Genomic DNA, 25,990 nt, shown 5'->3' on the forward strand with positions numbered 1-25,990 from the left:
CCTGCCCAATCGCCTTGCGGCCCAAGCCTTAATTTCAAACTTGGACCGATCGCACTTTCCTGCTTGACTGCGCGGTCGCACGGAATAGTTTAGGTTGAAAATACCGGCCCCGATCGCCGGGCGGCAAGAATGCCTCGTATGCCTCGCCCTCCGGCGGTGGCTGCGGGGCATTGTTATTTTTGGGGATCTGTTTGAAACGGCGTATCGAGATCGGCATCCTCTATTCCCGCTCGGGGAGCTACCAGCTCGTTTCCGATGCCTGCCGGATGGGCGCCCTGCGGGCTATTGCCGATATCAATGCCGACCGCGGCCATGACATCGAGCTGGTGCCGGTCGAGCGCGATCCGCAAAGCAATGCCGATCGCTACGCGACGCTGTGCGAGGACATCTTGAGGACCAGCGGCGCGCGCCATGTCGTCGGCTGCGTCACCTCCTGGAGCCGCAAGGAGACGATTCCCGTGCTGGAGAAAGCCGGCGGCATGCTCTGGTACGCCTGCCCCTATGAAGGCTTCGAGGCCAACGAGCACGTCGTCTACATGCACGCTTGCCCCAACCAGCATCTGGTGCCGCTGATGGCCCATGTCGTGCCCCGCTTCGGCGCCAACGGCTTCCTGCTCGGCTCGAACTACATCTGGGGCTGGGAAATGAACCGCGTCGCACGCGACCTGATCGCGGACGCCGGCGGCAAGGTCTTGGGCGAGCGCTACCTGCGCATCGGCGAGACCGACGTGTCGCGGCTGATCGCCGAGATCCGGGCCACGCGGCCGAGTTTCGTCCTCAACAATCTCATAGGCACCACCTCCTACGCCTTCCTGGCTGCCTACCGCGACCTGGGCGTTGAGGACCCGGCCTTCAGCCCCGGGGTGTGCCCGGTCATCTCCTGCAACCTCACCGAGGGTGAGCTGCCGGCGATCGGCGAAAACGGCAGGGGGCATTTGTCGGTCGGGCCGTATTTCGCGCCTCGGTCGGCGGCCTTCGCCTCGTCCTTCGAGGCCTCCGCCTATGCCTCCGTGCAAGTGATGGCCGACGTGCTTTCGCGCGATCCCGACGCCGGTCCGGCGGAATTCTCGAAAGCCTTCGCCAAGCGCCGCTTCTCCACCCGGCTCGGGCCGATCGCCATCGACGCCCACTCCCAACATGCGACGCTGCCGGTGATCATCGGCCGGATCGCCGACGGCTTCTTCGAGGTCGTCAGCCGCGAAGACGAGGTCGCGCCGGATCCGTATCTGTCGCGCTACGACCCGGCGAAAACGTTCGGCCGGCCACGCCTGAGGGTGGTGTCGTGACCAGGACGCCGCGCATCCCCAATCTCGGCGGCGCCAGGGCGTTCGTCCTGCATCGCCCGCACCCGACGGTGCAGGCCATCACCAGGCAATTGTCCGCCATCGGCCTGGTCACGGTGGACTGCTGGCCCGAACTGCCGCCCGAAGCGCTGGCCGCCGATTTCGTGTTCTTCGACGCCGACCTCGGCTTCGACGAGCAATTCCCCTGGAAGGCCGGCGAGGCGCCGATGCCGCTGGTGGCGCTGATCGGTTCGGAGGCGCCCGGCCGCATCGAATGGGCACTGTCGCACAAGGCCGATGCACAGCTCCTGAAGCCCGTCGGCACTGCCGGCGTATACAGCGCGCTCTTGATCGCAAGGCAGAGTTTCGAGGCGCGAAAACACCTGGCCGGCGAGATCGCCTCGCTGCGCCAGCGCGTCGCCGAGCGCCAGACCATCGTGCGCGCGGTCGCGGCACTCTCGAAAGGCGCCGACGACGAGCGCGCCTATGCGCAGCTGCGCTCGCTGGCGATGAGCTGGCAGATCAGCGTCGAGGATGCGGCGCGCCGCATCGTGGCGATGACGGATGAGCCCATGACGGGCAGGGAAAGCGGCGATGACCAGTCCTATCGCGCCTGACCTCCCTGCGGCCGCACGCATGCCGGTCAAGCCGCGCGCCGGCGTCTGGCGCCGGCTGGTCAAACGCCGCCTGGCGCTGCTCGGTCTGTTCATCGTCGCCATCGTCTTCGCCGGCGCGATCCTCGCGCCATGGCTGACCGGCTATGATCCGAATGAGCAGATGTTCGACGGGCTGACGCTGGAAGGCTCGCCCTTGCCGCCCGATGCTAAATTCTGGCTCGGCACCGACCTGCTCGGCCGCGACCTGTTGACCCGCATTCTCTACGGCGCGCGCACCTCGCTGATCATCGGCATCGTCGCCAATGGCGTGGCGCTGCTGATCGGCACGCTGGTCGGCGTCACGGCGGGCTATTTCCGCGGCTGGATCGGCAGCGCGCTGATGCGCTTCACCGATCTGATGATGGCGTTTCCGGCATTACTGCTCGCCATTTGTCTCGCGGCGGTGTTCGAGCCAAGTCTCTGGATCGTCGCTCTGGTCATTGCGCTGGTCAACTGGGTGCAGACCGCGCGTGTCATCTACACCGAAACCTCTTCGCTCGCCGAACGCGAGTTCATCGATGCCGAACGTACCATTGGGGCCAGCGCGCCGCGCATCCTGTTCCGCCACATCCTGCCGCATCTCCTGCCCACCATCATCGTCTGGGGCACGCTCGGCATCTCGACCACGGTGCTGCTGGAAGCGACGCTCTCCTTCCTCGGCATCGGCGTACAGCCGCCGACCGCCTCATGGGGCAACATCATCTTCGAGAACCAGACCTACTTCCAGGCGGCACCCTGGCTGGTGTTCTTCCCGGGTGCCGCGATCCTGGCGCTGGCGCTGGCCTTCAACCTGATCGGCGACGCGCTGCGCGACATCCTCGATCCGACGCAAAGGGGCCGCGCATGATCGCCTATCTCGGCCGCCGCCTGATCCAGTCGCTGCTCATCCTGCTCGGCGTTTCGCTGGTCACCTTCGCGCTGCTTTATTTGCTGCCCGCCGACCCGGTGCGCCAGATCGCCGGCCGCAGCGCCACGCCGCAGACGGTCGAGAACATCCGCCAGCAGCTCGGCCTCGACCAGCCCTTCGTCGTCCAGTACTGGCACTATCTCATGAAGCTTGCCAGCGGCGATCTCGGGCGCTCCTACATCCAGCGCTCCGAGGTCACCGAGCTCATCGTGTCGCGGCTGCCGGCGAGCCTGCTTCTGATGGTCGGCGCCATTCTGTGCGAATTGCTGATCGGGCTCTCGATGGGCCTGATCGCCGCCGTCAAGCGCGGCACCGCCACCGACCAGACGCTGATGGTCGCGTCCTTCGTCGGCGTCTCGGCGCCGCAATTCGTCGTCGGCCTGCTTTTGCTCTATGTGTTCGCCGTGCGGCTCGGCTGGTTCCCGATCGGCGGCTACGGCACCTGGCGCCATCTGGTGCTGCCCTCGCTGACCATGGGCATTCTCGGCGCCGGCTGGTACGCGCGCATGATGCGCTCCTCGATGATCGACGTGCTGCGTCAGGATTATGTGCGCACCGCGCGCGCCAAAGGCCTGGCGCGCCGCGCCATCCTGTTTCGCCATGCGCTCCCCAACGCCATCCTGCCGGTCATCGCCATGATCGGCATCGATATCGGCATCTTCATGGGCGGCATCGTGGTGGTCGAAAGCGTGTTCGGCTGGCCAGGCATCGGCCAGCTCGCCTGGCAGGCGATCCAGCGCGTCGACATTCCGATCATCATGGGCGTCACGCTGGTGTCGGCCTTCGCCATCGTGCTCGGCAATCTGTTGGCCGACATCATCGCCCCGTTCATCGATCCCCGCATCAAGCTCAGATGAAACCAGAAAACCAACAGAGAAAGGGAACATAACAATGAAAAAGCTTCTCGCATCCACCGTGGCCGCATCGGCGCTGGCGCTGATGCTCGGCATGACAAGCGTCCGCGCCGAGGACGCCGCCGATCCCAACGCCAAGCAGGGCGGCGCCATCACCATCACCTACAAGGACGATGTCGCGACCCTGGACCCGGCGATCGGCTATGACTGGCAGAACTGGTCGATGATCAAGAGCCTGTTCGACGGGCTGATGGACTATGAGCCCGGCACCACCAACCTCAAGCCCGATCTCGCCGAAAGCTACGAGATCTCGCCCGACGGCAAGACCTTCACCTTCAAGCTGCGCCATGGCGTGAAATTCCACAATGGCCGCGAAATGACCGCCGACGACGTGAAATACTCGCTCGACCGCGTCACCAATCCGAAGACGCAGAGCCCCGGCGCCGGCTTCTTCGGCTCGATCAAGGGCTATGACGACGTCGCCGCCGGCAAGGCGGAGACACTGTCCGGCGTCACGGTGGTCGATCCCTACACGGTCAAGTTCGAGCTGACCCGGCCCGACGCCACCTTCCTGCATGTCATGGCCATCAACTTCTCGCATGTCGTGCCGAAGGAAGAGGTCGAGAAATACGGCGCCGATTTTGGCAAGCATCCGGTCGGCACCGGCGCCTTCAAGCTCGCCGAGTGGACGCTCGGCCAGCGCATCGTCTTCGAGCGCAACGCGGACTATTGGCACAAGGGACTGCCGCATTTGGACAAGATCACCTTCGAGATCGGCCAAGAGCCGATCGTGGCGCTGCTGCGCCTGCAGAAGGGCGAGATCGACGTGCCCGGCGACGGCATTCCGCCGGCCAAGTTCCAGGAGGTGATGGCCGATCCCGAGCAGAAGGCGCGCGTCGTCGAGGGCGGGCAGCTGCATACCGGCTACGTCACCATGAACACCACCATGGCGCCGTTCGACAACGTAAAGGTGCGCCAGGCGGTCAACATGGCGATCAACAAGGCGCGCGTCGTGCAGATCATCAACAACCGTGCCGTGCCGGCCAATCAGCCGCTGCCGCCTTCGATGCCGGGCTACGACAAAGAGTTCAAGGGCTATCCCTATGACGTCGCCAAGGCCAAGGCGCTGCTGGCCGAAGCCGGCCATCCTGACGGCTTCGAGACGCAGCTTTTCGCCATGAACACCGATCCCAACCCGCGCATCGCGCAGGCGATCCAGCAGGATCTGGCGGCGATCGGCATCAAGGCCAGCATCCAGTCGCTCGCCCAGGCAAACGTCATCGCCGCCGGCGGCGACAAGGCCGGTGCACCGATGATCTGGTCGGGCGGCATGGCCTGGATCGCCGACTTCCCGGACCCGTCGAACTTCTACGGCCCGATCCTCGGCTGCGCCGGCGCGGTGCCGGGCGGCTGGAACTGGTCGTGGTATTGCAACAAGGATCTCGACGCCAAGGCAGCCGAGGCCGACTCGGTGGTCGACCCGGCCAAATCAGGCGAGCGCTACAAGATGTGGAGCGCCATCTACGACAAGGTGATGGAGGACGCGCCCTGGGCGCCGGTCTTCAACGAGCAGCGCTTTACCATGAAGTCCGCGCGCATGGGCGGCGCCGACAACCTCTATGTCGACCCGGTCCATATCCCGATCAACTACGACAATGTGTACGTAAAAGATGTGCAATAACTGCGATTACACCATCCACGGGCGCCACCACCATTTCGGCTGGGACAATTCCTTTGTCCCGGCTGAGCGCGTTGCGCCCGGCTCGACCATCGAGTTCCAGTGCCTTGATGCCAGCGGCGGTCAGTTGCGAGCCGACAGCACGGTCGCTGACGTCGCCAAGATGGACTTCGCCAGGGTCAATCCGGTCACCGGGCCGATCTTCGTCGAAGGGGCCGAACCCGGTGATGCCTTGAAGGTGACGATCGAGATGTTCAAACCGTCCGGCTTCGGCTGGACGGCGAACATTCCGGGTTTCGGCCTGCTCGCCGACGACTTCAAGCAGCCGGCGCTGAACATCTGGAAATACGACGCCGCCTCGCTCCAGCCGGCATTGTTCGGCAAGAACGGCCGCGTGCCGCTGAAATCCTTCGCCGGCACCATCGGCAACGCGCCGGGCGAGATGGGCCATCACTCGGTGGTGCCGCCCCGTCGCGTCGGCGGCAATCTGGACATTCGCGACCTCGCCGCCGGCACCACGCTCTATCTGCCGGTGGAGGTGGCCGGCGCGCTGTTTTCGGTCGGCGACACGCATGCCGCGCAAGGCGACGGCGAGGTCTGCGGCACGGCGATCGAAAGCCCGATGGACGTCGTGCTCAAGCTCGACCTGGTCAAGGACGCCAGGCTGAAGATGCCGCGCTTCACTACGCCGGGCCCGGTCACGCGCCACCTCGACGCCAAGGGTTACGAGGTGACCACCGGCATCGGCCCGGACCTGATGACCGGCGCGAAAGAGGCGGTCGCCCAGATGATCGACCTGCTCGCCGGCCGTTACCAGATTGATCCGGTCGAGGCCTATATGCTGGCCTCGGTCTGCGGCGATCTCAGGATCAGCGAGATCGTCGACATGCCGAACTGGGTGGTGTCGTTCTACTTCCCGCGCTGCGTGTTCGAATGATGTTCGGTCGGCGCTGCACCCCCCTCTGCCCTGCCGGGCATCTCCCCCTCAAGGGGGGAGATTGGCAGTTTCGTCGCCTCGCCTTTTTTCAACGGGTGGAGACTGGCGAAAGCCGAAGCGACATCCGATCTCCCCCCTTGAGGGGGAGATGTCCGGCAGGACAGAGGGGGGCGTGCCGCAATAAACTTCTCAGAACCCAGCTCGTGCGATGACCTCGACCAGCGAAACAATCCTCGACATCGCCAATCTCTCCGTCTCCGTGCGCGGCGAGGACGGCGAGCGCGAGGTGGTCTCCAATCTTTCGCTGACGCTTCAACGCGGCGAAACGCTCTGCATTGCCGGCGAATCCGGCTCCGGCAAATCGATGACCGCGCTGGCGATCATGCAGCTCCTGCCGCAGCCCGCCGCGCGCATATCTTCGGGCACGATCCGCCTTCTCAGCGGGAATGCGGGCGACACCGATCTCACAGCTCTCGACGAGCACCGCATGCGCCGCATCCGCGGCGACCGCGTCGCCATGATCTTCCAGGAGCCGATGACCTCGCTCAACCCGGTGCTGTCGATCGGCCGCCAGCTCACCGAATCCATCGAGGCGCATACCAGCCTCTCGCCCGCCGAGGCCCGAAGCCGCGCCATCGAGGCGTTGAAGGCAGTGCGCATTTCGGAAGCCGAAAGCCGGCTGAAACAGTTTCCGCATGAGCTGTCCGGCGGCATGCGCCAGCGCGTGATGATCGCTATGGCACTGGCGCTCGAGCCCGACGTGCTGATCGCCGACGAGCCCACGACCGCGCTCGACGTCACCGTGCAGGGCGAGGTTCTGGAGCTGCTGCGCGACCTGCAGCGCCAGCACGGCACCAGCGTCATCCTCATCACCCACGACATGGGCGTGGTCGCCGAAATGGCCGACCGCGTCATCATCATGCGGCATGGCAGCATGGTCGAGGAAGGCACGGCTTCGGACATTTTCGCCAGGCCGCGGGCCGACTACACGCGCGAGCTGCTCGCCGCCGTGCCGCGCATCGGCAAGCGCCCGGATTTGGACCCGGCGCCTGCCCCCTCACCCAGCCTCCGCTTCGCTCGGCTGACCTCTCCCCAAGGGGAGAGGAGATCGCCGGCGTCCGCGCCAATCTCTTCTCCCCACCGGGGAGAAGGTGGCCCGCAGGGCCGGATGAGGGGGCCTAGCGCCGACGCCAAAAAATCTGTCGCCGAGGTGAGAGATCTGCATGTCCGCTTCGACCTGCGTGGCGGCTTCTTCGGCAGGGTCAACCGGCGCGTCCATGCCGTCGAAGGCGTCAGCTTTTCGATCGCTTCCAACGAGACGCTGGCGCTGGTCGGCGAATCCGGTTGCGGCAAGTCGACCACCGCCAAGGCGCTGGCCGGACTGGTGCCTTATACCGGCGACATCGTCATCGGCGGACGCAACCTGTCGGGCCTCGGCCGCGACGAGCGCAAGGCGGTGCGCCGCGACGTGCAGATGATTTTTCAGGACCCCTACGCTTCGCTCGACCCGCGCATGCGCGTCGGCGATCTCGTTGCCGAGCCGCTGGTCATCCATGGCGTCGCCTCGAAGGAGGAGCGCAGGGACCGGGTGGCGGCTTTGTTCGAGCGGGTCGGCCTGTCGGCCGGCCAGATGGAGCTCTATCCCCACGAATTCTCCGGCGGCCAGCGCCAGCGCGTCTGCATCGCCCGTGCCCTGGCGCTAAGGCCGAAGCTGATCATCGCCGACGAAAGCGTTTCGGCCCTCGACGTTTCCGTGCAGGCGCGCGTACTCGACCTGCTGAAGGAATTGCAGCGTGAATTCGGCGTCGCCTACCTCTTCATCTCGCACGACATGGCTGTGGTCGAAAACATCTCCGACCGCGTCGCCGTCATGTATCTCGGCCAGATCGTCGAAATGGGAACGCGCGACCAGGTTTTCTCCAACCCCCGCCACCCCTACACCAAACGGTTGATCGAAGCCGTGCCGGTGCCTGATCCGGCGAAGCGCAGGAGCCGGTTCGCAAGGCTGGACCAGGAGATTCCAAGTGCGACGCGGAGGCTGGGCGAGAGCCCGCAGAGGCTGGTGCTGAGCGATGTCGGAGGCGGTCACCTGGTGGCGGGGTGAGGGGTATGCTGCTCATGCAAAGCTCGGAAACCATCGCAGCATTCTGTCGCGATGCGTGACGGGTCCCCGGCGCAAATCCAGAAATCCAGGAAAAGCGCAGACGCGTCAGGCGATGCCCGCCTTAAGGCGCGCACGGGTTCAGCAGCCCCAAATCCCACATCACGGCGCAAAACGCCGCCGGCGGGATCGAGACAGACCGGACTACCTCAGCCATAACATCCCCGCTCCATCGCCAGCCGCCTTACCAGCGCCAGCACCCCATCGATCGTCGGCGTCGGCTTCTTCACCAGTCGCCCTAGCTCCTGCACCGCGCCCACCAGCGCGTCTATTTCCATCGGACGGCCGCGTTCCAGGTCCTGCAGCATCGAGGTCTTGTGCTCGCCGACATCGCCGGCGCCCTTGATGCGGCGGTCGACTTCAATAGGGAAGCGCACGCCGAGGCTTTCTCCGATCGCTTGTGCTTCCAGCATCATGGCGCGGGCGAGCCTGCGGGTGGCCTCGTCGGCCACGATCGCGGCAAGCGTGCTTCCGGTCAGCGCCGAGATCGGGTTGAAGGAGAGGTTGCCCCACAGCTTTACCCAGATCTCGCTGCGTATGTCATCGCGCACCGGGGCCTGCAGGCCGGCCTTGACCATCTCCTGCGCCAGCAGGGTCACGCGTTCGCTCTTCTCGCCCGAGGGTTCGCCGAGCGAGAAGCGTCTGCCCTCGACATGGCGGATGAGACCGGGTTCGTCGACCTCGACGGCGGGGTAGACGACCGAGCCGATCACGCGCCGCGCGCCGATCCGGTCCCAGATCGTGCCGCCCGGGTCCACCGCTTGCAGCCTGGTGCCTTCGAGCGGCCCGCCCGCCTTGTGGAAATACCACCACGGCACGCCGTTCTGCATGGTGACGACTGCTGTCTGCTCCCCAAGCAGCGGCGCGATCCGGTCCAGCGCGGGGCCGACGGAATGCGCCTTCAGCGCCAGCACGACATAATCCTGCGCGCCAAGCTCCTCGGCCTGAGCCGCGGCTCTGACCGGAACCGCCGTTTCCGCGCCGTCTTCGATCATGCGCAGCCCGCTCTTCCTGATCGCTTCCAGGTGGGCACCGCGTGCCACGATCGAAAGCTCGGTCCGGCCGGCCGCAGCAAGCTTGGCCGCGAGATAGCCGCCGATGGCGCCGGCGCCGAAGATGGTGATCTTCATCGTTACAGTCCGAGCTTGGCGGCGAGCCCGATGCGCTGCAGCTTGCCGGTCGCGCCCTTGGGGATCTCGTCCAGGATCAGCACCTTGCGTGGCACCTTGAAGTCGGCGAGCCGCATGGCGGCATGCGCGCGGATATCGCTTTCGCTGGCGCTCATGCCTTCGCGCAGCACCACGGCCGCCGCCACCTCTTCGCCAAGCTTGTCGTGCGGCATGGCGAAGGTGACCACCTGCGCCACCGCCGGATGGTCCATCAGCACGTCGTCGACCTCGAGCGGCGAGATCTTCTCGCCGCCGCGGTTGATGATCTCCTTCAGCCGCCCCGTGACCTTGAGATAGCCGTCCGTGTCGAGCACGCCCTGGTCGCCCGTGTGGAACCAGCCATGCGCGAAGGCCGACGCATTGGCGTCGGGGTTCTTCTCGTAGCCCGCCGTGACGTTCGGCCCGCGAATGACGATCTCGCCGGTCTCGCCTGCCTCCATCAATCGGCCGTCCGGCGCCATGACGGCGACCTCTGGTCCGCCGGCCGCACCCACGCTGCCCGGCTTGCGCAGGCCCGGCGGCAGCCGGTTAGAGGCCATCTGGTGCGCGGCCTCCGTCATGCCATAGGCTTCGATGACAGGGCAGCCGAAGGTTGCCTCGAGCTCGGCCATCACCTGCGCCGGCAGCGAGGCCGAGGAGGAGCGGATGAAGCGCAGCGACGTCGCCGCCAACACCTCTCGATTGCGCGCCGCGCGCGGCAGGATCGCCTGGTGCATGGTCGGCACCGCCGTGTACCAGCTGGGCTTGGCCTCGCCGAGCCACTGGAAGAAGCGCAGCGCGTTGAAGCCCGGCGTGCAGTAGATGCTGCCGCCCGAGGCCAGCGACGACAGCACCGCCGCGATCAGCCCATGGATGTGGAACAGCGGCATGATGTTGAGGCAGCGGTCATCGGCCGTCAGGCCGAGCGTCGCGCCGATATGGCGGGCGGAGGCCGCGACATTGGCATGGCTGAGCGGCACCAGCTTGGGCCGAGAAGTGGTGCCGGAGGTGTGCAGCAACAGTGCGATATCATCGTCCCGCGCCATGTCGGGCGCCGCCCGCGGGCCGACCGCTTTGCCCTCGATGATGAAGCTGCCGGCAGGCGCACCCGGCGGCACGACAAGCCGCAGCACGCCGATGCCGAGACGCTCGGCCACCGTCACCGCCGCACCGGTTTCATCAGCGGCGACGAGGATCGCCTTGGCGCCGATGTCGGTGAGATAGAAATCGAGCTCATCGGCACGATAGGCGGGATTGAGCGGCGCCGTCGCAGCGGTGGCCGCCACTGCAACGAAGCTGGTTGCCATCTCCGGCCCGTTCGGCAGCACGATGGCCACCCTGTCGCCCCGGCCGATGCCGAGCGCATGGAGCTGCGCGGTGGCGGCGGCGATCAGGGCACGCAGGCCGCCATGGGTGAGCGCAGTTCTGTCAGGCGCCAGGATCGCAGCGGCGTCGTCTGCTCCGGCAACGAGGCGGCGGGAGAGGTCTTTTGAATTCGTACTCATGATCACCGATTATGGTTCAAACGATAGTTTTTGAAAGTCCAGTGGATGGTCCTGAACCCCCACGATTGCCGCTGGCGGCCTGCGCCGTCATATGCTATTGCTCTGCTGTTCACCGGCGGGGTAGCGCCAACGTCCGGAGTTCTCCCGATCGTCTCAATATCCGAGCGCCATCCCATCCTTGCGCGCATCGGAAGCCCCGGTCAGCGTTCCCTTTTCCCAGTCGATCAGCACCGCCTGGCCGCCGCCGAGCGGGTGATGCGGCTCGCCTATACGGTGGCCGCGCCGGCGCAGGCCTTCGATCGCCCCGGCGGGCACGTTGCGCTCGGCCTCGACCATGCCGTCATTGTAGAACACGCGCGGCGCGTCCAGCGCCTGTTGCGGATCCATGCCGAAATCGAGCATGTTGGTCAAAAGATGGACGTGGCCGAAAGGCTGGTAGCCGCCGTCCATGACGCCGAACGGCATCACCGCGCGGCCGTTCCGCGTCGCCATGCCGGGCATGATCGTATGCATCGGGCGCTTGCCGGGCGCGATGGCGTTCGGATGCGCCGGGTTGAGGCGGAAGCTCGAGCCGCGGTTCTGCAGCACCACGCCGGTCTTAGGGCCGACGACGCCGCTGCCGAAGGAATAATAGGTGGAGTTGATGAAGGAGACCGCGTTGCGGTCGCGGTCGACGATCGAGATGTAGACCGTGTCGCTGCCGGGCAGTTGCACATCCGGCAGGTGCGTCATGGCGCGCTCGCGATCGATCTCGGCACGCAGCCGCCCGGCATAGGCGGTCGACAGAAGCTGTCCCACCGGCACCGGCACATGGTCCTGATCGCCGACGAAACGATCGCGGTCACGGTAGGCCAGCCGTCCGGCCTCGATCTCAAGATGCAGGCGCTCGGCGCCGTTGGGGTCGAGCTCGCCGAGCTTCAGCCCCGACAGCACATTCAGCATCAGGAGCGCCGTCATCCCCTGATTGTTCGGCGGCATCTGGTGGATTTCGTGGCCGCCATAGGAGACGCTGACCGGCGCCACGTAGTCGCCCCTGGTCGAAGCGAAGTCCTCTAGCGAATGCAGTCCGCCCAATGCCCTGAGCCGGCTCACAATGTCGTCGGCGACGGCGCCTTCATAGAACCCGGCGCGGCCGTGCCTGGCGATGATGCGTAAGGTGGCGGCAAGCTCCGGCTGCCGGTGCACGTCGCCGGCCTGCGGCGGCTTGCCGCCGGGCAGGAAGATGCGCGCGGCATGCTCGTCGGCCGAAAGATCGGTCTCCGGCTCGGCCCAGTCGAAGGCGACGCGGTCATGCACGACATAGCCATTCTCGGCATAGTGGATCGCCGGCGCCAACACTTCGGCAAGGTCCTTGCGGCCATGGTCCTCCAGCAGCCGGCACCAGGCATCGATCGCGCCGGGCACCGTCACGGCATGCGGTCCCTGTTTGGGAAGTTCGCTGAAACCCTGGTCGCGATACCAGTCGGCAGTCGCGCCCGCTGGCGCCCGGCCGGAGCCGTTGAAGGCCAGCACGTTTCCCTGGCCCGCGGGGCAATAGAGGACAAAACAGTCGCCGCCGATGCCGGTCGATTGCGGCTCGACCACGCCCTGTACGGCCGCCGCGCAGACCGCCGCGTCCATGGCATTGCCGCCGGCGCGCAGCATGTCGATTGCGGCAAGCGTCGAAAGCGGATGCGATGTCGCGGCCATCGCCTCGGTGGCACGGACCGGCGAGCGGCCGGGAAACTGGAAATCACGCATTCTGTCCGAATATCTCCTGGTCACTTGAAGCCAATTGGTCCGGTGAAATCAATGCCGCCTGCCGAAGATCTGCGCCACCGACAAGAGCACGACCGACAGCACGATCAGGCAGGTCGAGATGGCAGCGATCGTCGGGTCGATCTGGTCACGCAGCGCGTTGAACATGCGGCGCGTCAGGGTCGTCGTCTCGCCGCCCGATATGAACAGCGAAACCACCACTTCGTCGAAGGAGGTGATGAAGGCAAACAGCGCGCCCGAGACGATCGAGAAGCGGATCTGCGGCATGGTTACCTGCCAAAACGCGGCGAGACGTCCCGCGCCCAGGCTGCGTGCCACGCGCTCCTGGTTCATGTCGTAGGAGCGCAGGCCCGAAAGCACCGTCAGCACCACCAGCGGCAGCGCCTGCACCGTATGCGCGATGACCAGGCCGGTCAGCGTGTTGTTGAGCCCGATGCGCGCGTAGAGGAAGAAGGTGCCGATGCCGATCAGGATCACCGGCACGATCAGCGACGCCGTCATCAGCGCGTTGATGGTGCCGTTGAAGCGCAGCGTGCCCCGGTTGACGGCATAGGCGGCGGCGGTGCCGAGCGGCGTCGCCACCAGCGCTGTCATAACGGCCACCTTGACCGAGACGACCGTCGCGTCGCGCCACTCCAGCGACTGGAAGTAGGTCTGGTACCAACGCAGCGACCATTGCTGCGGCGGAAACTGCAGCAGCGTCGAATCCGAAAACGACATGATGACGATGATGACCGACGGCGCGATCAGGAACAACAGCACGAGGCCGCCCAGGCCGTAGAGCCACAGACGTTGCCGGTGCGAGATCGGCAGGCCGACATCTCCGTTCATCGCGAACTCCACACACCTGTGGCGCGCGCGCCGAGCAGCCACTGGAACAGGCCGAGCAGCGCCAGCGTGACCACGAGCAGCACGACGCCCAGCGCCGCGCCGGCGCCCCAGTTGGAATAGAGGCTGGTGGTCTGTTCCATGCGCATCGCCCACATGACGACCTTGCCGCCGCCCATCAGCGCCGGGGTGACGAAAAAGCCGAGGCACAGCACGAAGACGATGACCACGCCGGAGGCGAGGCCGGGCAGCGACAGCGGAAAGAAGATCTGGCGGAAGGTGGAGACCGGGCCGGCGCCCAGGTTCATCCCGGCGCGCAGGCAGTCGGTGTCGATGGTCTTCATCGAGGCGTAGAGCGGCAGCACCAGGAACGGCAGCAATATATGCGTCATGCCGATGACGACGCCGGAAAAATTGTTGGCCAGCGGCAGCGGCTGGCTGATGACGCCGAGGTCGATCAGCCAGCTGTTGATCAGCCCCTTGCGCTGCAGAATCACCAGCCAGGCATAGGTGCGCACCAGCACCGATGTCCAGAACGGCAGGATGACGAAGATCAAGCAGATCGACGCCGCCCGGCGCGGCAGTTGCGACAACATATAGGCCAAGGGATAGCCCAGCAGCACGCAGGCAGCGGCGACGATGAAGGCGACCTTGAAGGTGGTGAGGAAGGTCTTGATGTAGGAGGCCTGCTCGAAGAAGCGCGCATAGTTGGCGGCGCTCAAGACGCCGGCCTCGTCGAACAGCGACAGCCAGAACAGCCAGCCGATCGGCACGATGATGATGGCAAAGACGAGGAACAGGCTTGGCGACAGCAGCGCCAGCAGCCGAAACTGCTCGCGCCGCGCGTCGGCGCGCAGCGCATACGCGTTCAGGTCCTGAGCCATGGCGTCGATTGTCTCGTCCATCGCGGCGGTTTGCACGCTCATCAGTCCGCCGCCACCAGGATCGTATCCTGCGCATCGAGGCCAAGCGCGATAGGCTGCCCGGCGGCCGGCAACCTGGCCAGCACGTCGCTGCGGCAATAGTCGCGCAATGTCAGCTGCCTCCCGTCGCGCAGCACGGCGTAGCAGATGAAGCTGTCGCCCTGATAGATGACGTCACTGAGCGTGGCGCTGAGCACGTTGACGCCCCTGACCGGCTCGGCATTGGCCAGCAGCCGCAGCTTTTCCGGCCGCACCACCATCAGCTGCTGGCCCGACGCCAGCGCCGGCGCCGCGGTGTGGATTTGCCTGTCCTCGTACCAGGCCGAACCGCTGCGACATTCGACGGGGATGAAATTCGATTCCCCGATGAAGCCGGCGACGAACCGGGTGCGCGGCGCGGCGTAGAGGGTTTCGGGCTTGTCGAGCTGCTCGATGCGCCCGGCATTCATGACGGCGATACGGTCCGACATGGTGATGGCCTCCCGCTGGTCGTGCGTGACATAGACAGTCGTCATGCCGAGCCGCCGGTGCAGGGCGCGCAGCTCGATCTGCATGTGCTCGCGCAGGCCCTTGTCGAGCGCCGACAAGGGTTCGTCCATCAGCACGATGCGCGGCTCGAACACGATGGCGCGCGCCAGCGCCACGCGCTGGCGCTGGCCGCCGGAGAGCTGGTCGACGCGCCGTTCGCCGAGGCCCTGCAATTTCACCAGTTCCAGCGCCTTCTCGACGCGCTCCACCGTCTCGGCGGCCGGGACGCGGCGCTGCTTCAGCGGAAAGGCGATGTTGTGGAAGACGTTCATATGCGGGAACAGCGCATAATTCTGGAACACCATGCCGATATTGCGCCTGTGCGGCGGCGTGGTGATGATCTCCTCGTCGCCGACCTTGATCGAGCCGGCATTGGCCCGCACGAACCCCGCCAGGATCATCAGCAGCGTCGTCTTTCCGGAGCCGGAAGGGCCGAGCAACGTCAGGAATTCGCCCGCCGCGACGTCGAGGTTGAGGTCGCGCAGCACCGATACGGAGCCAAATCGTTTCTCGATCGCGCGCATGCCGATCGGCAGCGCGGATGGCGCAATGGACAAGATTGTTTTCTCCCAGGCAGAGACTCCAAAAAGCAGGGCACCTCGAGCCGCCCCGCCATCTCAGGGTTCCCCGCCTATTGCTGGATCAGATTGTTGAACTTCTCCGTCGCCTCGACGAGGTTGTCGCGCCAGAACTCGGCATCCTGCAGCACCTGCTTCTTGACGTTCTCCGGCGACGAGTTGATGTCCTTGATCCGCTCCGGGGGGATCTTGCCGGTTTCGAAGGCTTTCTCGTTGACCGGTCCGTTGTCGACATAAAGCGGCAGATTGGCCTGCAATTGCGGGCTGACGAACATCGCCAGCGCCTTCATCGCGGCCTCCTTGTTCTTGGCGCCCTTGGGAATGACCATGCAGTCGGCGGTGAGCACGCCTTGGTCGAAGGAGAAGCTGACCGGCGCGCCTTCCTTCTTCAAGGTGCCGGCGCGGCCGTTCCAGATGCTCGCCATGTCGACCTCGCCGTCCTTCACCAGCTGCATGGCCTGCGCGCCGGAGGTCCACCAGGCATCGACATGGCTACGGATCTTGTCGACAGATTTCAGCGCGCCGTCGATATCGACCGGATAGACCTTGTCGATCGGCAGGCCCGAGGCGAGGGCTGCAACGCTCAGTGTCTCCGTCGCCTGGCTGCTGCTCAGCGCACGCCGTCCGGGAAACTTTTCCACGTTCCAGAAGTCGGCCCACGTCTTGGGGCCTTTGTCGCCGAACACATCGGTCCGGTAGACGAGCACGACCGAGGTATAGGAGATGCCGACCCAGTCGTCATGCACGAGCTTGGGATTGATGCCGCTCTTGTCGATAAGGTTGTAATCGAGCTTTTCGAAAAGCCCTTCCTTCGAGCCGCGCGCGCATTCGTCGGCGCCGAGCTCGGTGACGTCCCACTTCACCGCATTGCCTGTCACCTGCAGGCGCACGTCGTCGAGGCCGTTGGTGGTGTCTTCCTTGATGGTGATGCCGAGCGCATCGGCGGCCGGCTTGAAGAATGCCTTGCCCTGCGCCTCCTGATAGGTGCCGCCCCATGAGGCGACGGTGATGGTGTCGCCTGCCACGGCGGGTGCCGCGACCGCTGCCATGAGGCCCGCTACGGCAACGACGCTAACGGTTTTCGTGCTGTTCATGTCGGTTCTCCAACCGGTGTTCCCATTGTTTTTGATTTCGCATGCGATTTTGTATACAATTTTGAGTGTAACTCGGGGATCAGCGAAGTCAACTCCGCTCGGCAGGGTCTTGGGGCGACCGACCCTGTTCGGGGAATGGCAAAACGCGCCGAGTTTGAATACAGCTACGCGTGAAACACATCGATTTCCGGCACAGACCGGAGACTGGATACGGACCTTGGCCAAGGAAACAAAAAACACGCTGCGCGACTCGGTCTATTCCGCACTCAAGGCCATGATCGTGACCGGCCAGATCCCGCCGGGCGCGCGCGTCACCGAGAGCGACATTGCGGCAAAGCTGAATGTCAGCCGCACACCCGTGCGCGAGGCCTTCAACCGCCTCGAGCGCGACGGGTTGGTCACCGGCCGGCCGCGGCAGGGCTACGCCGTCACCGAGTTTGACATCAACATGTTCCGCGAAGCCTTCGACATCCGCGAACTGCTCGACGGCCACGCCACCGAATTGGCGGCGGCGGCGGCCACCGAGAAAGACAAGGCGCGACTGCGCGCCATGCTGGCCGAATGCGAGCGGTTGGCCGCCATTGCGGATCGAACCACAAGGGAAAAATTCCAGGAGCTTGAAGTCGGCATCGACCTGCACCGCGTCATCGCCGAAATCAGCGGCAACGCGATGCTGCACGGCATGCTGTGCGGCATCCTCGACAAGTGCCAGCATTATGTCTGGACGGAACTGCTGTGGCTCGACGAATGGAAGATCGCCCGCGACGAGCATGCCGAGATCGTCGAGGCGATCTGCGCCGGCGACGCCAAGCGCGCCGGCGCCCTGGCGCGCGCCCATGTGCGCGGCTCGCGCGAGAACGTGCTGCGCCTGCTGCAGGCCAAATCGGACTACCAGAGCTTTCTGGCCAAGGCGTCGTGAGCGGACCGGTCGGTGCTGCGCCACAGCGGCATCCGTTATGGATATCGCGGACCGCAGAGCTATGTCACAATAGACTGGGATGAACGAGAGGGACGGTCCCGCGTGCTGCCTTCGGCCGGGCTCGAGCGATTGAGCGCATTTTCGGATGGCGTGTTCGCCGTCCTCATCACCGTGCTCGTGCTTGACCTGCGCCCACCGGAATTGCCGACCTTCACCGCGCTGCTGGCCTTGTGGCCGACATGGCTGAGCTACGGCGTAAGCTATCTATTCATCGCCATCGTCTGGGCGAACCACCATCATCTCCTGCGCCACGCCACGGCGGCGACGACCAGCCTGATGTGGTACAATTTCGCGCATCTGTTCTCGGTGTCGCTGCTGCCGCTGGCGACCGCCTGGATGGCGGTCAGCGAGCTGGCCCCGCAGCCGGTGGCGTTCTACGCGGTCGTATTCTTCCTGGTGAACCTGACCTACATTCTCCTGATCCGGGAACTCATCGACCCGATGCCGACCGACGCCGTCCCGCCCAAGGTGCGCAAGGTCATGCGCATCCGCTCGATCGTGACGCTGTGCCTTTTCGGCTTGGCGGCGGTCGTCGCCCTGAGATACCCGATCGCCGGACTGGCGATCTGTTGCTGCTGCCTGGCCGTCTATCTCCGGCCGGAAGCGCCAGGGGCGCGTGCCGGCTGAGCGCAACGGAGCGGCGGACTTCAGACGATGCCGTGCTTCTTCAGCAGCGCCTGCTCATCGCCCGACACCCATCCGAATATCTTCGGCTCCCCGTCGAGTTTCCGGACAAGGTAGTGAACGTCGAAATCGATCCCAACATCCGCTTGGCCCTTGCGGGCATAGGTCGCGGTCCACGCAACATGGGCAACGCAATGATGCTCGTCGATCGGCGAGATGCGGATGTCGCGTATCCGCATCTCTTTCGTTCCGATTGCCCGGTAGTGGGCATAGCCCTGAGCCATGACTTGCTTGAGTTGATCGTCGTTCTTTCCGGTCACGACGCCGGCAGGCGAGGCGGCTATGAACTCCGACGTGTAGAGCGACGCGGCCTCATCCATGTCCATGCTGCCGCCAAGCGACGCCTTGAAGAACTGCTGATAGCGTTCAAAAAATCTCTTTACGCTCATCTCCATGATTTCCGCTCCGGTCGTGTCTTCGGATCAGCGCTGTTCCCGCAAGCTCCGGAGGAAATGGATCATCGCGGCGTTGACCTCGTCCGGGCGTTCCTGCTGGGTCCAGTGCCCGCAGCCGGGCAGCATCAACATATCGCGGAGTTGCGGGACGAAATTTCCGAGATTGGCCAGCAGCTGATCCATTCCGGGGAAGGCGACCACCAGATCGCGGTCGCCCGCTATATAGAGCGCGGGAACCTTGATCCGCGCGCCGGCAAAGGGCGCCATCAGTTCCCAGTTCCGGTCGATGTTGCGGTACCAGTTGAGACCTCCGGCAAAACCGGTGCGCTGGAACTCGCCGGCATAGAAATCGAGGTCGCGCTGGCTGAGCCAGGGCGGCAGGCCCGGCGGCGCTTCGACGGCTTGCAGGAAGCCTCCGCCATGTGGAACCATGCCGATTCCACCCGCGTTCGTGTTCGGGGCATCCCCCGATGCTGCGTAAAGCATGGCCCGCACCGTGGTCCGGGGGTCCCGCTCCAGCTCGGCCTCGGCAATGCCGGGTTGCTGGAAATAGAGCTGGTAGAATTGCGAGTCCGTCGTTCGCGGCATCAGGCTGGTCGGGCGCGCTTTGGCGCGCGGCCGGAACGGTACGCTGAGGCCGATGACGGCTTGGAACCGGTCGGGGCGAAGCAGCGCCGCGTGCCAGGCGACGACGGCGCCCCAGTCGTGGCCGGCGATGATGGCGGTGGGCGCTTCGAGGGCATCTAGAAGGCCCACCATGTCGCCGACCAGATGAAAGAGCGTATACTCTTCGACCGCCTCCGGCCGATCGCTCCTGCCATAGCCCCGCATGTCGGGGGCGACGGCGTGAAAGCCCGCCGCCGCGAGCGCGTCCAACTGATGGCGCCAGGAATACCAGGATTCGGGAAAGCCGTGGCACAAGAGCACCAAAGGGCCGTCGCCCTGCTCCGCGACGTTGAGGCGGATGCCGTTGGTCTCGACCATTCGCTGTGTCGGTTTGCTCACGGCCGCTTCTCACGTTCGTGTGTCAGTCTCTGTTTAACGGCTGGCGGCGAAGGCCGCAACGAGTGCGTTGAGCAACCCGAATGCCTGTCCTGGAGGTCACCCATCTTTTTGTCGCCGGCTCAGGAGTGATCGCGGCGATGAATATCCGACATTCGGTCCGCGCCCGCGTTGCGGTTCCGAACTCCTGCCCCAGCTTCAAACGCGATGAGCGCGCAGCCTATGGTCATCCGGCTGTCATATGTTGGCACTACAAAGCCTTAGTTCTGGATTTATGGATGCATGGATAAAAAATCAGCCCTCCTCGCTTTGGCGGCACTTGGCCAGGATACAAGGCTCGAGGTCTTTCGCCTGCTTGTCCAGGCGGGCGCCGAGGGGACCCCCGCCGGCGAGATCGCTTCCCGCCTCGGCACCGTGCAGAACACGATGTCGGCGCACCTCAAGGTTCTTGACCATGCCGGCCTCGTCCGCGCCGAGCGCGACGGCCGCACAATCCGCTACGTCGCCGACATGACCGGCTTCCGCGACCTGCTCGCCTACCTCATGGAAGACTGCTGCAACGGCGCGCCGGAACTCTGTCAGCCGGTGATCCAGGCGGTGACCTGCAAATGCTAGAGGGAGGGCGCTCGCCATGAGCGAGCCATACAACGTTCTTTTCCTCTGCACCGGAAATTCGGCAAGGTCGATCATCGCCGAGGCGATACTCAATCTTGTCGGTGCTGGCAGGTTCCAGGCCTATTCGGCCGGATCCCATCCGAAGGGAGCGGTTCACCCCTTTACGTTGCAGCTTCTGGAGAACCTCAACTACGACACCTCTTTTGCTCGTTCGAAGGACTGGGAAGAGTTCGCGGTTCCCGGCGCACCGCAAATGGATTTCGTGTTTACGGTCTGTGACAACGCCGCCAACGAATCGTGCCCGGTCTGGCCGGGGCAGCCGATGACCGCGCATTGGGGCGTGCCTGATCCGGCTGACGTGGAAGGCACCGATGCCGAAAAGCACCTGGCCTTCGCCGAAGCCTATCGCATGCTGAACAACCGGATCTCGATCTTCGTCAGCCTGCCGATCAACATGGTAGACAAGCTCGCCTTGCAGAAGCGGCTGAATGAAATCGGCCGCAATCTTCCCAGAGCCGGCTGAGCAAGGAAAGCATCATGACCGATCATGCTTTGAACGCGGGCGAGGCCCGATCCGGTATCGGCTTCGTCGAGAAATACCTAACCGTGTGGGTGGCGCTGTGCATCGTCGCCGGCATCGCGCTTGGCCATCTCATGCCAGGTGTCTTCCGCGCCGTCGGCGAGGCCGAGATCGCCAAGGTCAACCTGCCGGTCGCGGCACTGATCTGGCTGATGATCGTGCCGATGCTGGTCAAGATCGACTTCGCCGCGCTCGGCCATGTGAAGGAGCATTGGCGCGGAATCGGCGTGACACTGTTCGTCAACTGGGCGGTGAAGCCGTTCTCGATGGCGGCGCTCGGCTGGCTGTTCATAGGGTATCTCTTTCGGCCTTATCTGCCGGCCGAGCAGATCGACAGCTATATCGCCGGCCTTATCATCTTGGCGGCCGCGCCCTGCACAGCGATGGTCTTCGTGTGGTCGAACCTCACGAAAGGCGAACCGCATTTCACGCTGAGCCAGGTCGCGCTTAACGACACCATCATGATCTTCGCCTTCGCGCCGGTCGTCGGCTTGCTGCTCGGCCTCTCGGCCATCACCGTGCCTTGGAATACGCTCGTCCTCTCCGTCGCGCTTTACATCGTCGTGCCGGTCATCGGCGCCCAACTTCTGCGTCGGCGGCTGCTCGCGGCGGGCCGCGAAGCCGCCTTGAAGCGATTTCTGGAACGGCTTCAGCCGCTCTCGCTCATGGCCTTGCTTGCCACGCTCGTGCTGCTGTTCGGATTCCAGGGTGTGCAAATCCTGGCGCAGCCGCTGATCATCGCGCTGCTGGCCGTGCCGATCCTGATCCAGGTCTATTTCAATTCGGGGCTCGCTTACCTGCTCAACCGCATCTCCGGCGAGCAGCACTGCGTCGCCGGCCCCTCGGCCCTGATCGGCGCCTCGAACTTCTTCGAACTGGCGGTCGCCGCCGCCATCAGCCTGTTCGGCTTCCAGTCGGGGGCGGCGCTCGCTACCGTCGTCGGCGTGCTGATCGAAGTGCCGGTCATGCTCTCCGTGGTCTGGATCGTGAACCGCTCCAAAGGCTGGTACGAGGGTGGCCGCGCAGTGTCCCGTGTTGCCGAAAACAATAATGCTCGACCTTGATCGAAAAATTGCAAGATTAGCCGCTGGCCCTCAGCCGGCAGGGGCGGCCCCCGGTTGATTGCCTTGCAAGAAAGCTCGGGATTGCAGCTCGACGCTCTCCCGTCAATTGCGCGGGTTATCCGCCCGCTTGACAGGCTGCCTACTAGAAGGTAGACAGCCATATGAGCAACTTTTCGACGAAATCTGACGAGATTCTGGCCTCGGCACAAAAGCTGATCATCGCCGGCGGCTATAATGGATTCAGCTACGCAGACATCGCGGCCGTGGTCGGCATACGCAAAGCCAGCATCCACCACCACTTCCCCAGCAAGGTCGATCTGGTGCGTACGCTTGTGTCACGTTACCGCGAGAACGCCGAAGCCGGCATGGCCGATCTCGAGCGCAGCGTGCCTGAACCGCTCGAACTCGTTCAGGCCTACGCGGGCTATTGGGCCAGATGCATCGAGGATGCAAGCATCCCGTTCTGCGTATGTGCGCTGCTGGCAAGCGAACTTCCAGCGCTTCCGAACGAGGTCGCCTCGGAGGTACGGGCGTATTTTCAGTTTCTCTCGGCGTGGCTGACGTCGGTCATCGAGCGCGGCGAACAACAAGGCTCCCTGAAAATCTCTGGTCCGGCGCCGGTGGAGGCAGAGGCGCTCATGGCGACCGTTCACGGCGCAATGCTGTCGGCCCGGGCATACGGAACGCCTGCCGTGTTCGGCATCATTCTCGGCCCGACCCTGAAAAGGCTGAAGCCGGAATGATTTCAATACCGGGCGGCCAAGCGACGAGCCGTACCGACAAGAGTATCATCAATTGCGTCGCGCGAAACTACCAACTAGTAGGTAAAGGAACTCCAAATGTTTCACAAACTTCTTCCGGCCCTCCTGGTCGTCGGTGTAGCCGGCGCCGCGGCAACTTTAGCCATCACGGCGCCCGCTCAGGCTCAAAGCCAGAAGACCGAGCAACTCCACATCAGGGGAAGCGTGGTGAGCTTCGGTGCTTCGACGCTGAAGGTCAGCACCCGGGAAGGAGAAACCATTGACGTTGCCCTGGCTGATGGCTGGAAGATCTCCGCCGTCGCTACTGCGAAGGTGGCCGATATCAAGCCAGGCGACTTCGTCGGAATTGCCTCGCTGCCGAAGGACAAGGGCGGTGACGGCGCTCTGGAAGTCCTGATCTTCCCGCCCGCGCTGAAAGGCGCAGGTGAGGGAAGCTACGGGTGGGATCTGAAGCCCAACAGCAGCATGACCAACGCAACAGTCGCCGATGCCGTCAAGGACGTCGACGGGCGCACCGTGACCGTGTCCTACCAGGGCAAGGAAAAGAAGATCGCGATCCCGGATGGCACCCCCGTCGTGACCCTCGCTCCGGCAACCAAGGACGATCTGGTTCCGGGTGCCGTCGTCTTCATAGCAGGCGAGAAGGCCGCAAGCGGAACGATCGGCCATCAGGTCGTCGTCGGCAAAAATGGCGTGGTCCCGCCCATGTGAGCCAGGTCGCCGCTCGTTCGCAGGCTGTCGGCCATCACGGCGGCGCTGGCGAAAGAGCGGTTCGGCGCGGACGAACGCGACAGTGAACGCCCTACCGCTCGTCCGAAATGCCGACGGCATTTCTCATGGACCGGAAGCGGCGCATTCGCCGACGGCTCCCGGGCGAAAGTGGCGGATAAATGAAGGCTACGAGGGTGAAACAGCCCTCTTTGACAAGCGCCTCGGCCACCTGTGGTGGCCGAGATCATCAGACACACATTGAACCATACCTGAAGGATATCCAATGAGACGCGATCGCGGTGAAGTTACTTCAAATGACCAGGACAAGTGGCTCAAGCTGTATTACCTCGCCCGTGCGGCCTTTTCCGTCGTCTGGGTCGTGACCGCTTTGACGGTCGGCCGGCAGTCGGCGTCCATCGCGGCTGTCTTGCTCATTGCCTATCCTGTCTGGGATGCAGCCGCCAATTATGTCGATGCTTCCCGCAACGGCGGGCTTGCCGCCAATCGTACGCAAGCATTCAACGTTGCAGTCAGTTCGGTGGTCGCCCTTGCGGTCGTCATGGCGCTGGCGATGAACATGAATTGGGTACTCGGCGTTTTCGGCGTGTGGGCAATCTTCTCCGGCCTGCTGCAGCTTGGAACCGCAATCCGGCGCTGGAAAACCGCCGGAGGCCAATGGGCCATGATTTTGAGCGGAGGCCAATCGGCTGTCGCCGGAGCATTCTTCATCGCGCAAGCGCAGATGTCCGCACCGCCCTCGATCGCCAACATCGCAGGCTATGCTGGCTTCGGCGCCTTCTATTTCCTCGTCTCAGCCATTTGGCTGACCGTCTCGCAATCGCGGCGCCGGAAAGTGGCATGCGTTCAGGCATGATCCACATTGTCGGTCTACTGCGTATCCCATCGTGGTCCGACGCCAGACGAACGTCGCATCGGCTTCGGCGTCGCTGCCGAGGAAAAAGGCGGCGGCGGGCTGATGGCGGTCATCGGCGTCAGCTGACACGGAGCCGGAATTGGCGCTGTTGCGGCATCAGAGCCGCACATGGCCCGGCGACGGTTGCCCAGAGGTTTGCCTCGACGCCGAGCGGCGCAGGCAGCCTCGGAACACGTGCGGGCCCTGCACGTTGATCCCGAACCGCTCGTGGAGTGCACCATGCCAGATTGGATCGGGACTTGGCGAAACCAATACGGCTCGACCGTCATCATCGAGGACGACGCGGAAGGCGTCATCCGCGGCACGTTCAGGACGGCGTTGGAAGACAGCAGTTTCTTTGGTCAGGAACTTCCGATCCATGGCGCTGCCTGTGGCGACGTAATCGGCTTCACGGCTGTTGGACAGGGCAAGGCCGGGCCTGCGGCCGTGAGCTACACCGGCATTCTGCGGGAAAGTAAGCTCGAGACGCTTTGGCATACCGTTGCAGGGCAGACCCTTACCGCATCGGCGGAAGGGGCGCCCGCCAGGATAGTCAGAGTTGGGGCATGGCGCGCCTTCGGGACCAGCCTGGATGTGTTCGAGCGCGTGGAATGACCCAGCCCCTCGGGCCGGCGTGGCTCCATGGGCGGCTATGGAAAGCCGCCAGGCCCGCGTGGGATATGCGCGACTGAAGGCGGCTTGCCGATTTTGAGCGATTTCGGCAGCGTTGTGGTCGAGCCGACCGGAGGACAATGGCATGGCGGAAGAAGGCAACGACGCGCAGGTAGTCCTGCAGTGCATGACAACCGAGCACTTCGTGTTGCAGACCGCCCGCGCAGCCACGATTCAGGAGGCGAATCAGCGCGCCAATCTGTTCCTCACGTCAGTCTCAAGCGTAGCGATCGCTCTGTCATTCGTGGCGCAAGTCACGAAAATGGGTATGCCGTTCGTGCTGTTCAGCCTGATCTTGCTGCCCTGCGTTTTCTTTATCGGCCTGGTCACCTTCGTCCGCGCCGTGCAGGTTGCTGTCGAGGACATGGTGCACGCCCGTGGAATGGCACGGATCCGGCACTACTACGTTGAAGTCGCGCCCGCCATGCAAAGCTATCTCGTTCATTCCACGCACGACGATCGCTCGGCAGTGCTCGTGGACAAGGGGCTCAGCCCATCGCCGTTGCAGTATTTTATGACGACGGCCGGCATGGTGAGCGTGATCAGCAGCGCCATTGCAGGTGTCTTTACAGGCATCGCCGCCACAGCGGCAGTCGGCGCGGGAATGGCTCTCGGCGTGGCAGCCGGGATGCTCGCCTTCGCTGCAAGTGTGTTCGTGCTGCGCCGCTATCACCTGCGGGCCTGGGCGGCGGCCGAGCAAAGACTGACGGTTCTTTTCCCAGGCACGCGCGGGGAATGACCCACTTGCGGAGCCGCTTCGGGCCAGAGCAGACGAA

The 25,990-nt window shown here is 64.5% G+C and carries 26 protein-coding genes; 17 read left to right on the top strand and 9 right to left on the bottom strand.

Translation table 11 applies throughout. The features are described from left to right. The first annotated feature begins 191 nt into the window (after positions 1-191). The 7 genes from LB551_RS08865 to LB551_RS08895 all read left to right on the top strand — a co-directional run bounded on the left by LB551_RS08865 (position 192) and on the right by LB551_RS08895 (position 8,419). Positions 192-1,286 (top strand): transporter substrate-binding protein, encoded by a 1,095-nt coding sequence (locus tag LB551_RS08865; protein ID WP_140551678.1) that lies wholly within the window; start codon positions 192-194, stop codon positions 1,284-1,286. After that, complete coding sequence (locus tag LB551_RS08870; RefSeq protein WP_224626643.1) at positions 1,283-1,900, top strand: ANTAR domain-containing response regulator; 618 nt, start codon at positions 1,283-1,285, stop codon at positions 1,898-1,900. Before LB551_RS08865 ends, LB551_RS08870 begins: the two co-directional genes overlap by 4 nt. Then, positions 1,878-2,786 carry an ABC transporter permease gene (locus LB551_RS08875; protein WP_411910496.1) on the top strand — a complete coding sequence of 303 codons (909 nt, stop codon included), beginning with the start codon at positions 1,878-1,880 and terminating at the stop codon, positions 2,784-2,786. The genes LB551_RS08870 and LB551_RS08875 overlap by 23 nt, the downstream gene beginning before the upstream one ends. Next, entirely contained in the window at positions 2,783-3,703 is a 921-nt protein-coding gene (locus tag LB551_RS08880; protein ID WP_224626640.1) for an ABC transporter permease, read from the top strand. The genes LB551_RS08875 and LB551_RS08880 overlap by 4 nt, the downstream gene beginning before the upstream one ends. Positions 3,704-3,737: 34 nt before the next feature. Beyond that, complete coding sequence (locus tag LB551_RS08885; RefSeq protein WP_224626637.1) at positions 3,738-5,381, top strand: ABC transporter substrate-binding protein; 1,644 nt, start codon at positions 3,738-3,740, stop codon at positions 5,379-5,381. Next, positions 5,371-6,315, top strand: coding sequence for an acetamidase/formamidase family protein (locus LB551_RS08890; RefSeq protein WP_224626634.1), 945 nt, complete (start codon positions 5,371-5,373; stop codon positions 6,313-6,315). Before LB551_RS08885 ends, LB551_RS08890 begins: the two co-directional genes overlap by 11 nt. A 208-nt stretch (positions 6,316-6,523) precedes the next feature. After that, positions 6,524-8,419 carry an ABC transporter ATP-binding protein gene (locus LB551_RS08895; protein WP_140551672.1) on the top strand — a complete coding sequence of 632 codons (1,896 nt, stop codon included), beginning with the start codon at positions 6,524-6,526 and terminating at the stop codon, positions 8,417-8,419. A gap of 206 nt (positions 8,420-8,625) precedes the next feature. Here LB551_RS08895 and LB551_RS08900 read toward each other — a convergent pair whose 3' ends face one another. The 7 genes from LB551_RS08900 to LB551_RS08930 all read right to left on the bottom strand — a co-directional run bounded on the left by LB551_RS08900 (position 8,626) and on the right by LB551_RS08930 (position 16,838). Beyond that, on the bottom strand, positions 8,626-9,606 hold the full coding sequence (locus LB551_RS08900) for a 2-dehydropantoate 2-reductase (RefSeq protein ID WP_224626629.1): 981 nt from the start codon (positions 9,604-9,606) through the stop codon (positions 8,626-8,628). A gap of 2 nt (positions 9,607-9,608) precedes the next feature. Beyond that, positions 9,609-11,129 carry an acyl--CoA ligase gene (locus LB551_RS08905; protein ID WP_224658932.1) on the bottom strand — a complete coding sequence of 507 codons (1,521 nt, stop codon included), beginning with the start codon at positions 11,127-11,129 and terminating at the stop codon, positions 9,609-9,611. A gap of 153 nt (positions 11,130-11,282) precedes the next feature. Next, positions 11,283-12,869, bottom strand: a complete 1,587-nt coding sequence (gene ggt / locus LB551_RS08910; RefSeq protein ID WP_224658933.1) for a gamma-glutamyltransferase — start codon at positions 12,867-12,869, stop codon at positions 11,283-11,285. Positions 12,870-12,917: 48 nt separating this feature from the next. After that, positions 12,918-13,718: an ABC transporter permease gene (locus tag LB551_RS08915; RefSeq protein WP_140551668.1), complete on the bottom strand. Its 801-nt coding sequence runs from the start codon at positions 13,716-13,718 to the stop codon at positions 12,918-12,920. Beyond that, positions 13,715-14,641: an ABC transporter permease gene (locus tag LB551_RS08920; protein ID WP_140551667.1), complete on the bottom strand. Its 927-nt coding sequence runs from the start codon at positions 14,639-14,641 to the stop codon at positions 13,715-13,717. Before LB551_RS08920 ends, LB551_RS08915 begins: the two co-directional genes overlap by 4 nt. Beyond that, positions 14,641-15,723 carry an ABC transporter ATP-binding protein gene (locus tag LB551_RS08925; RefSeq protein ID WP_224658935.1) on the bottom strand — a complete coding sequence of 361 codons (1,083 nt, stop codon included), beginning with the start codon at positions 15,721-15,723 and terminating at the stop codon, positions 14,641-14,643. The genes LB551_RS08920 and LB551_RS08925 overlap by 1 nt, the downstream gene beginning before the upstream one ends. A 74-nt stretch (positions 15,724-15,797) precedes the next feature. After that, positions 15,798-16,838 carry an ABC transporter substrate-binding protein gene (locus LB551_RS08930; RefSeq protein WP_224658936.1) on the bottom strand — a complete coding sequence of 347 codons (1,041 nt, stop codon included), beginning with the start codon at positions 16,836-16,838 and terminating at the stop codon, positions 15,798-15,800. Between the two features lie 217 nt (positions 16,839-17,055). On the opposite strand from LB551_RS08930, the gene LB551_RS08935 reads away from it, so the two are divergent. Beyond that, a complete protein-coding gene (locus tag LB551_RS08935) occupies positions 17,056-17,757 on the top strand; it encodes a GntR family transcriptional regulator (RefSeq protein WP_181165185.1) in 702 nt (233 codons plus the stop codon). Between the two features lie 129 nt (positions 17,758-17,886). Further along, a complete protein-coding gene (locus LB551_RS08940) occupies positions 17,887-18,444 on the top strand; it encodes a TMEM175 family protein (RefSeq protein WP_263495735.1) in 558 nt (185 codons plus the stop codon). Positions 18,445-18,464: 20 nt separating this feature from the next. Here the strand turns inward: LB551_RS08940 and LB551_RS08945 are convergent, their stop codons facing one another. Further along, the gene (locus LB551_RS08945) at positions 18,465-18,896 is read right to left on the bottom strand and encodes a nuclear transport factor 2 family protein (RefSeq protein WP_224626611.1); all 432 of its coding nucleotides are present in this window, start codon (positions 18,894-18,896) and stop codon (positions 18,465-18,467) included. A gap of 27 nt (positions 18,897-18,923) precedes the next feature. After that, positions 18,924-19,901 carry an alpha/beta fold hydrolase gene (locus tag LB551_RS08950; protein ID WP_224658938.1) on the bottom strand — a complete coding sequence of 326 codons (978 nt, stop codon included), beginning with the start codon at positions 19,899-19,901 and terminating at the stop codon, positions 18,924-18,926. A 279-nt stretch (positions 19,902-20,180) separates the two neighbouring features. On the opposite strand from LB551_RS08950, the gene LB551_RS08955 reads away from it, so the two are divergent. From LB551_RS08955 to LB551_RS08990, 8 genes are all read left to right on the top strand, one after another. Continuing rightward, a complete protein-coding gene (locus LB551_RS08955; RefSeq protein ID WP_224658940.1) occupies positions 20,181-20,513 on the top strand; it encodes an ArsR/SmtB family transcription factor in 333 nt (110 codons plus the stop codon). A 16-nt stretch (positions 20,514-20,529) separates the two neighbouring features. Next, entirely contained in the window at positions 20,530-21,036 is a 507-nt protein-coding gene (locus LB551_RS08960; RefSeq protein ID WP_224658941.1) for an arsenate reductase ArsC, read from the top strand. A gap of 14 nt (positions 21,037-21,050) precedes the next feature. Then, on the top strand, positions 21,051-22,157 hold the full coding sequence (gene arsB, locus LB551_RS08965; protein WP_263495736.1) for an ACR3 family arsenite efflux transporter: 1,107 nt from the start codon (positions 21,051-21,053) through the stop codon (positions 22,155-22,157). A 161-nt stretch (positions 22,158-22,318) separates the two neighbouring features. Then, the gene (locus LB551_RS08970) at positions 22,319-22,900 is read left to right on the top strand and encodes a TetR/AcrR family transcriptional regulator (protein ID WP_224658942.1); all 582 of its coding nucleotides are present in this window, start codon (positions 22,319-22,321) and stop codon (positions 22,898-22,900) included. Positions 22,901-22,996: 96 nt separating this feature from the next. After that, the gene (locus LB551_RS08975; protein ID WP_224658944.1) at positions 22,997-23,629 is read left to right on the top strand and encodes a hypothetical protein; all 633 of its coding nucleotides are present in this window, start codon (positions 22,997-22,999) and stop codon (positions 23,627-23,629) included. Positions 23,630-23,912: 283 nt separating this feature from the next. Continuing rightward, positions 23,913-24,503, top strand: coding sequence for a DUF308 domain-containing protein (locus LB551_RS08980; protein WP_224658945.1), 591 nt, complete (start codon positions 23,913-23,915; stop codon positions 24,501-24,503). Between the two features lie 279 nt (positions 24,504-24,782). After that, a complete protein-coding gene (locus LB551_RS08985) occupies positions 24,783-25,157 on the top strand; it encodes an avidin/streptavidin family protein (protein ID WP_224658947.1) in 375 nt (124 codons plus the stop codon). 142 nt (positions 25,158-25,299) lie between these two features. Beyond that, positions 25,300-25,953 (top strand): hypothetical protein, encoded by a 654-nt coding sequence (locus tag LB551_RS08990; RefSeq protein ID WP_224658948.1) that lies wholly within the window; start codon positions 25,300-25,302, stop codon positions 25,951-25,953. Positions 25,954-25,990 lie beyond the last annotated feature (37 nt).

It is taken from the genome of Mesorhizobium sp. BR1-1-2, assembly GCF_020165435.1.
Taxonomy (GTDB): domain Bacteria; phylum Pseudomonadota; class Alphaproteobacteria; order Rhizobiales; family Rhizobiaceae; genus Mesorhizobium.

What these genes read in the sequence shown, in the direction of transcription:
- LB551_RS08890 (WP_224626634.1), top strand. Translation starts at nt 5,371, where the DNA reads ATGTGCAATAACTGCGATTACACCATCCACGGGCGCCACCACCATTTC.
- arsB (WP_263495736.1), top strand. Translation starts at nt 21,051, where the DNA reads ATGACCGATCATGCTTTGAACGCGGGCGAGGCCCGATCCGGTATCGGC.
- LB551_RS08985 (WP_224658947.1), top strand. Translation starts at nt 24,783, where the DNA reads ATGCCAGATTGGATCGGGACTTGGCGAAACCAATACGGCTCGACCGTC.
- LB551_RS08975 (WP_224658944.1), top strand. Translation starts at nt 22,997, where the DNA reads ATGTTTCACAAACTTCTTCCGGCCCTCCTGGTCGTCGGTGTAGCCGGC.
- LB551_RS08900 (WP_224626629.1), bottom strand. Translation starts at nt 9,606, where the DNA reads ATGAAGATCACCATCTTCGGCGCCGGCGCCATCGGCGGCTATCTCGCG.
- LB551_RS08875 (WP_411910496.1), top strand. Translation starts at nt 1,878, where the DNA reads ATGACCAGTCCTATCGCGCCTGACCTCCCTGCGGCCGCACGCATGCCG.
- LB551_RS08930 (WP_224658936.1), bottom strand. Translation starts at nt 16,838, where the DNA reads ATGAACAGCACGAAAACCGTTAGCGTCGTTGCCGTAGCGGGCCTCATG.
- LB551_RS08970 (WP_224658942.1), top strand. Translation starts at nt 22,319, where the DNA reads ATGAGCAACTTTTCGACGAAATCTGACGAGATTCTGGCCTCGGCACAA.
- LB551_RS08895 (WP_140551672.1), top strand. Translation starts at nt 6,524, where the DNA reads ATGACCTCGACCAGCGAAACAATCCTCGACATCGCCAATCTCTCCGTC.
- LB551_RS08955 (WP_224658940.1), top strand. Translation starts at nt 20,181, where the DNA reads ATGGATAAAAAATCAGCCCTCCTCGCTTTGGCGGCACTTGGCCAGGAT.
- LB551_RS08990 (WP_224658948.1), top strand. Translation starts at nt 25,300, where the DNA reads ATGGCGGAAGAAGGCAACGACGCGCAGGTAGTCCTGCAGTGCATGACA.
- ggt (WP_224658933.1), bottom strand. Translation starts at nt 12,869, where the DNA reads ATGCGTGATTTCCAGTTTCCCGGCCGCTCGCCGGTCCGTGCCACCGAG.
- LB551_RS08920 (WP_140551667.1), bottom strand. Translation starts at nt 14,641, where the DNA reads ATGAGCGTGCAAACCGCCGCGATGGACGAGACAATCGACGCCATGGCT.
- LB551_RS08960 (WP_224658941.1), top strand. Translation starts at nt 20,530, where the DNA reads ATGAGCGAGCCATACAACGTTCTTTTCCTCTGCACCGGAAATTCGGCA.
- LB551_RS08945 (WP_224626611.1), bottom strand. Translation starts at nt 18,896, where the DNA reads ATGGAGATGAGCGTAAAGAGATTTTTTGAACGCTATCAGCAGTTCTTC.
- LB551_RS08915 (WP_140551668.1), bottom strand. Translation starts at nt 13,718, where the DNA reads ATGAACGGAGATGTCGGCCTGCCGATCTCGCACCGGCAACGTCTGTGG.
- LB551_RS08880 (WP_224626640.1), top strand. Translation starts at nt 2,783, where the DNA reads ATGATCGCCTATCTCGGCCGCCGCCTGATCCAGTCGCTGCTCATCCTG.
- LB551_RS08885 (WP_224626637.1), top strand. Translation starts at nt 3,738, where the DNA reads ATGAAAAAGCTTCTCGCATCCACCGTGGCCGCATCGGCGCTGGCGCTG.
- LB551_RS08980 (WP_224658945.1), top strand. Translation starts at nt 23,913, where the DNA reads ATGAGACGCGATCGCGGTGAAGTTACTTCAAATGACCAGGACAAGTGG.
- LB551_RS08905 (WP_224658932.1), bottom strand. Translation starts at nt 11,129, where the DNA reads ATGAGTACGAATTCAAAAGACCTCTCCCGCCGCCTCGTTGCCGGAGCA.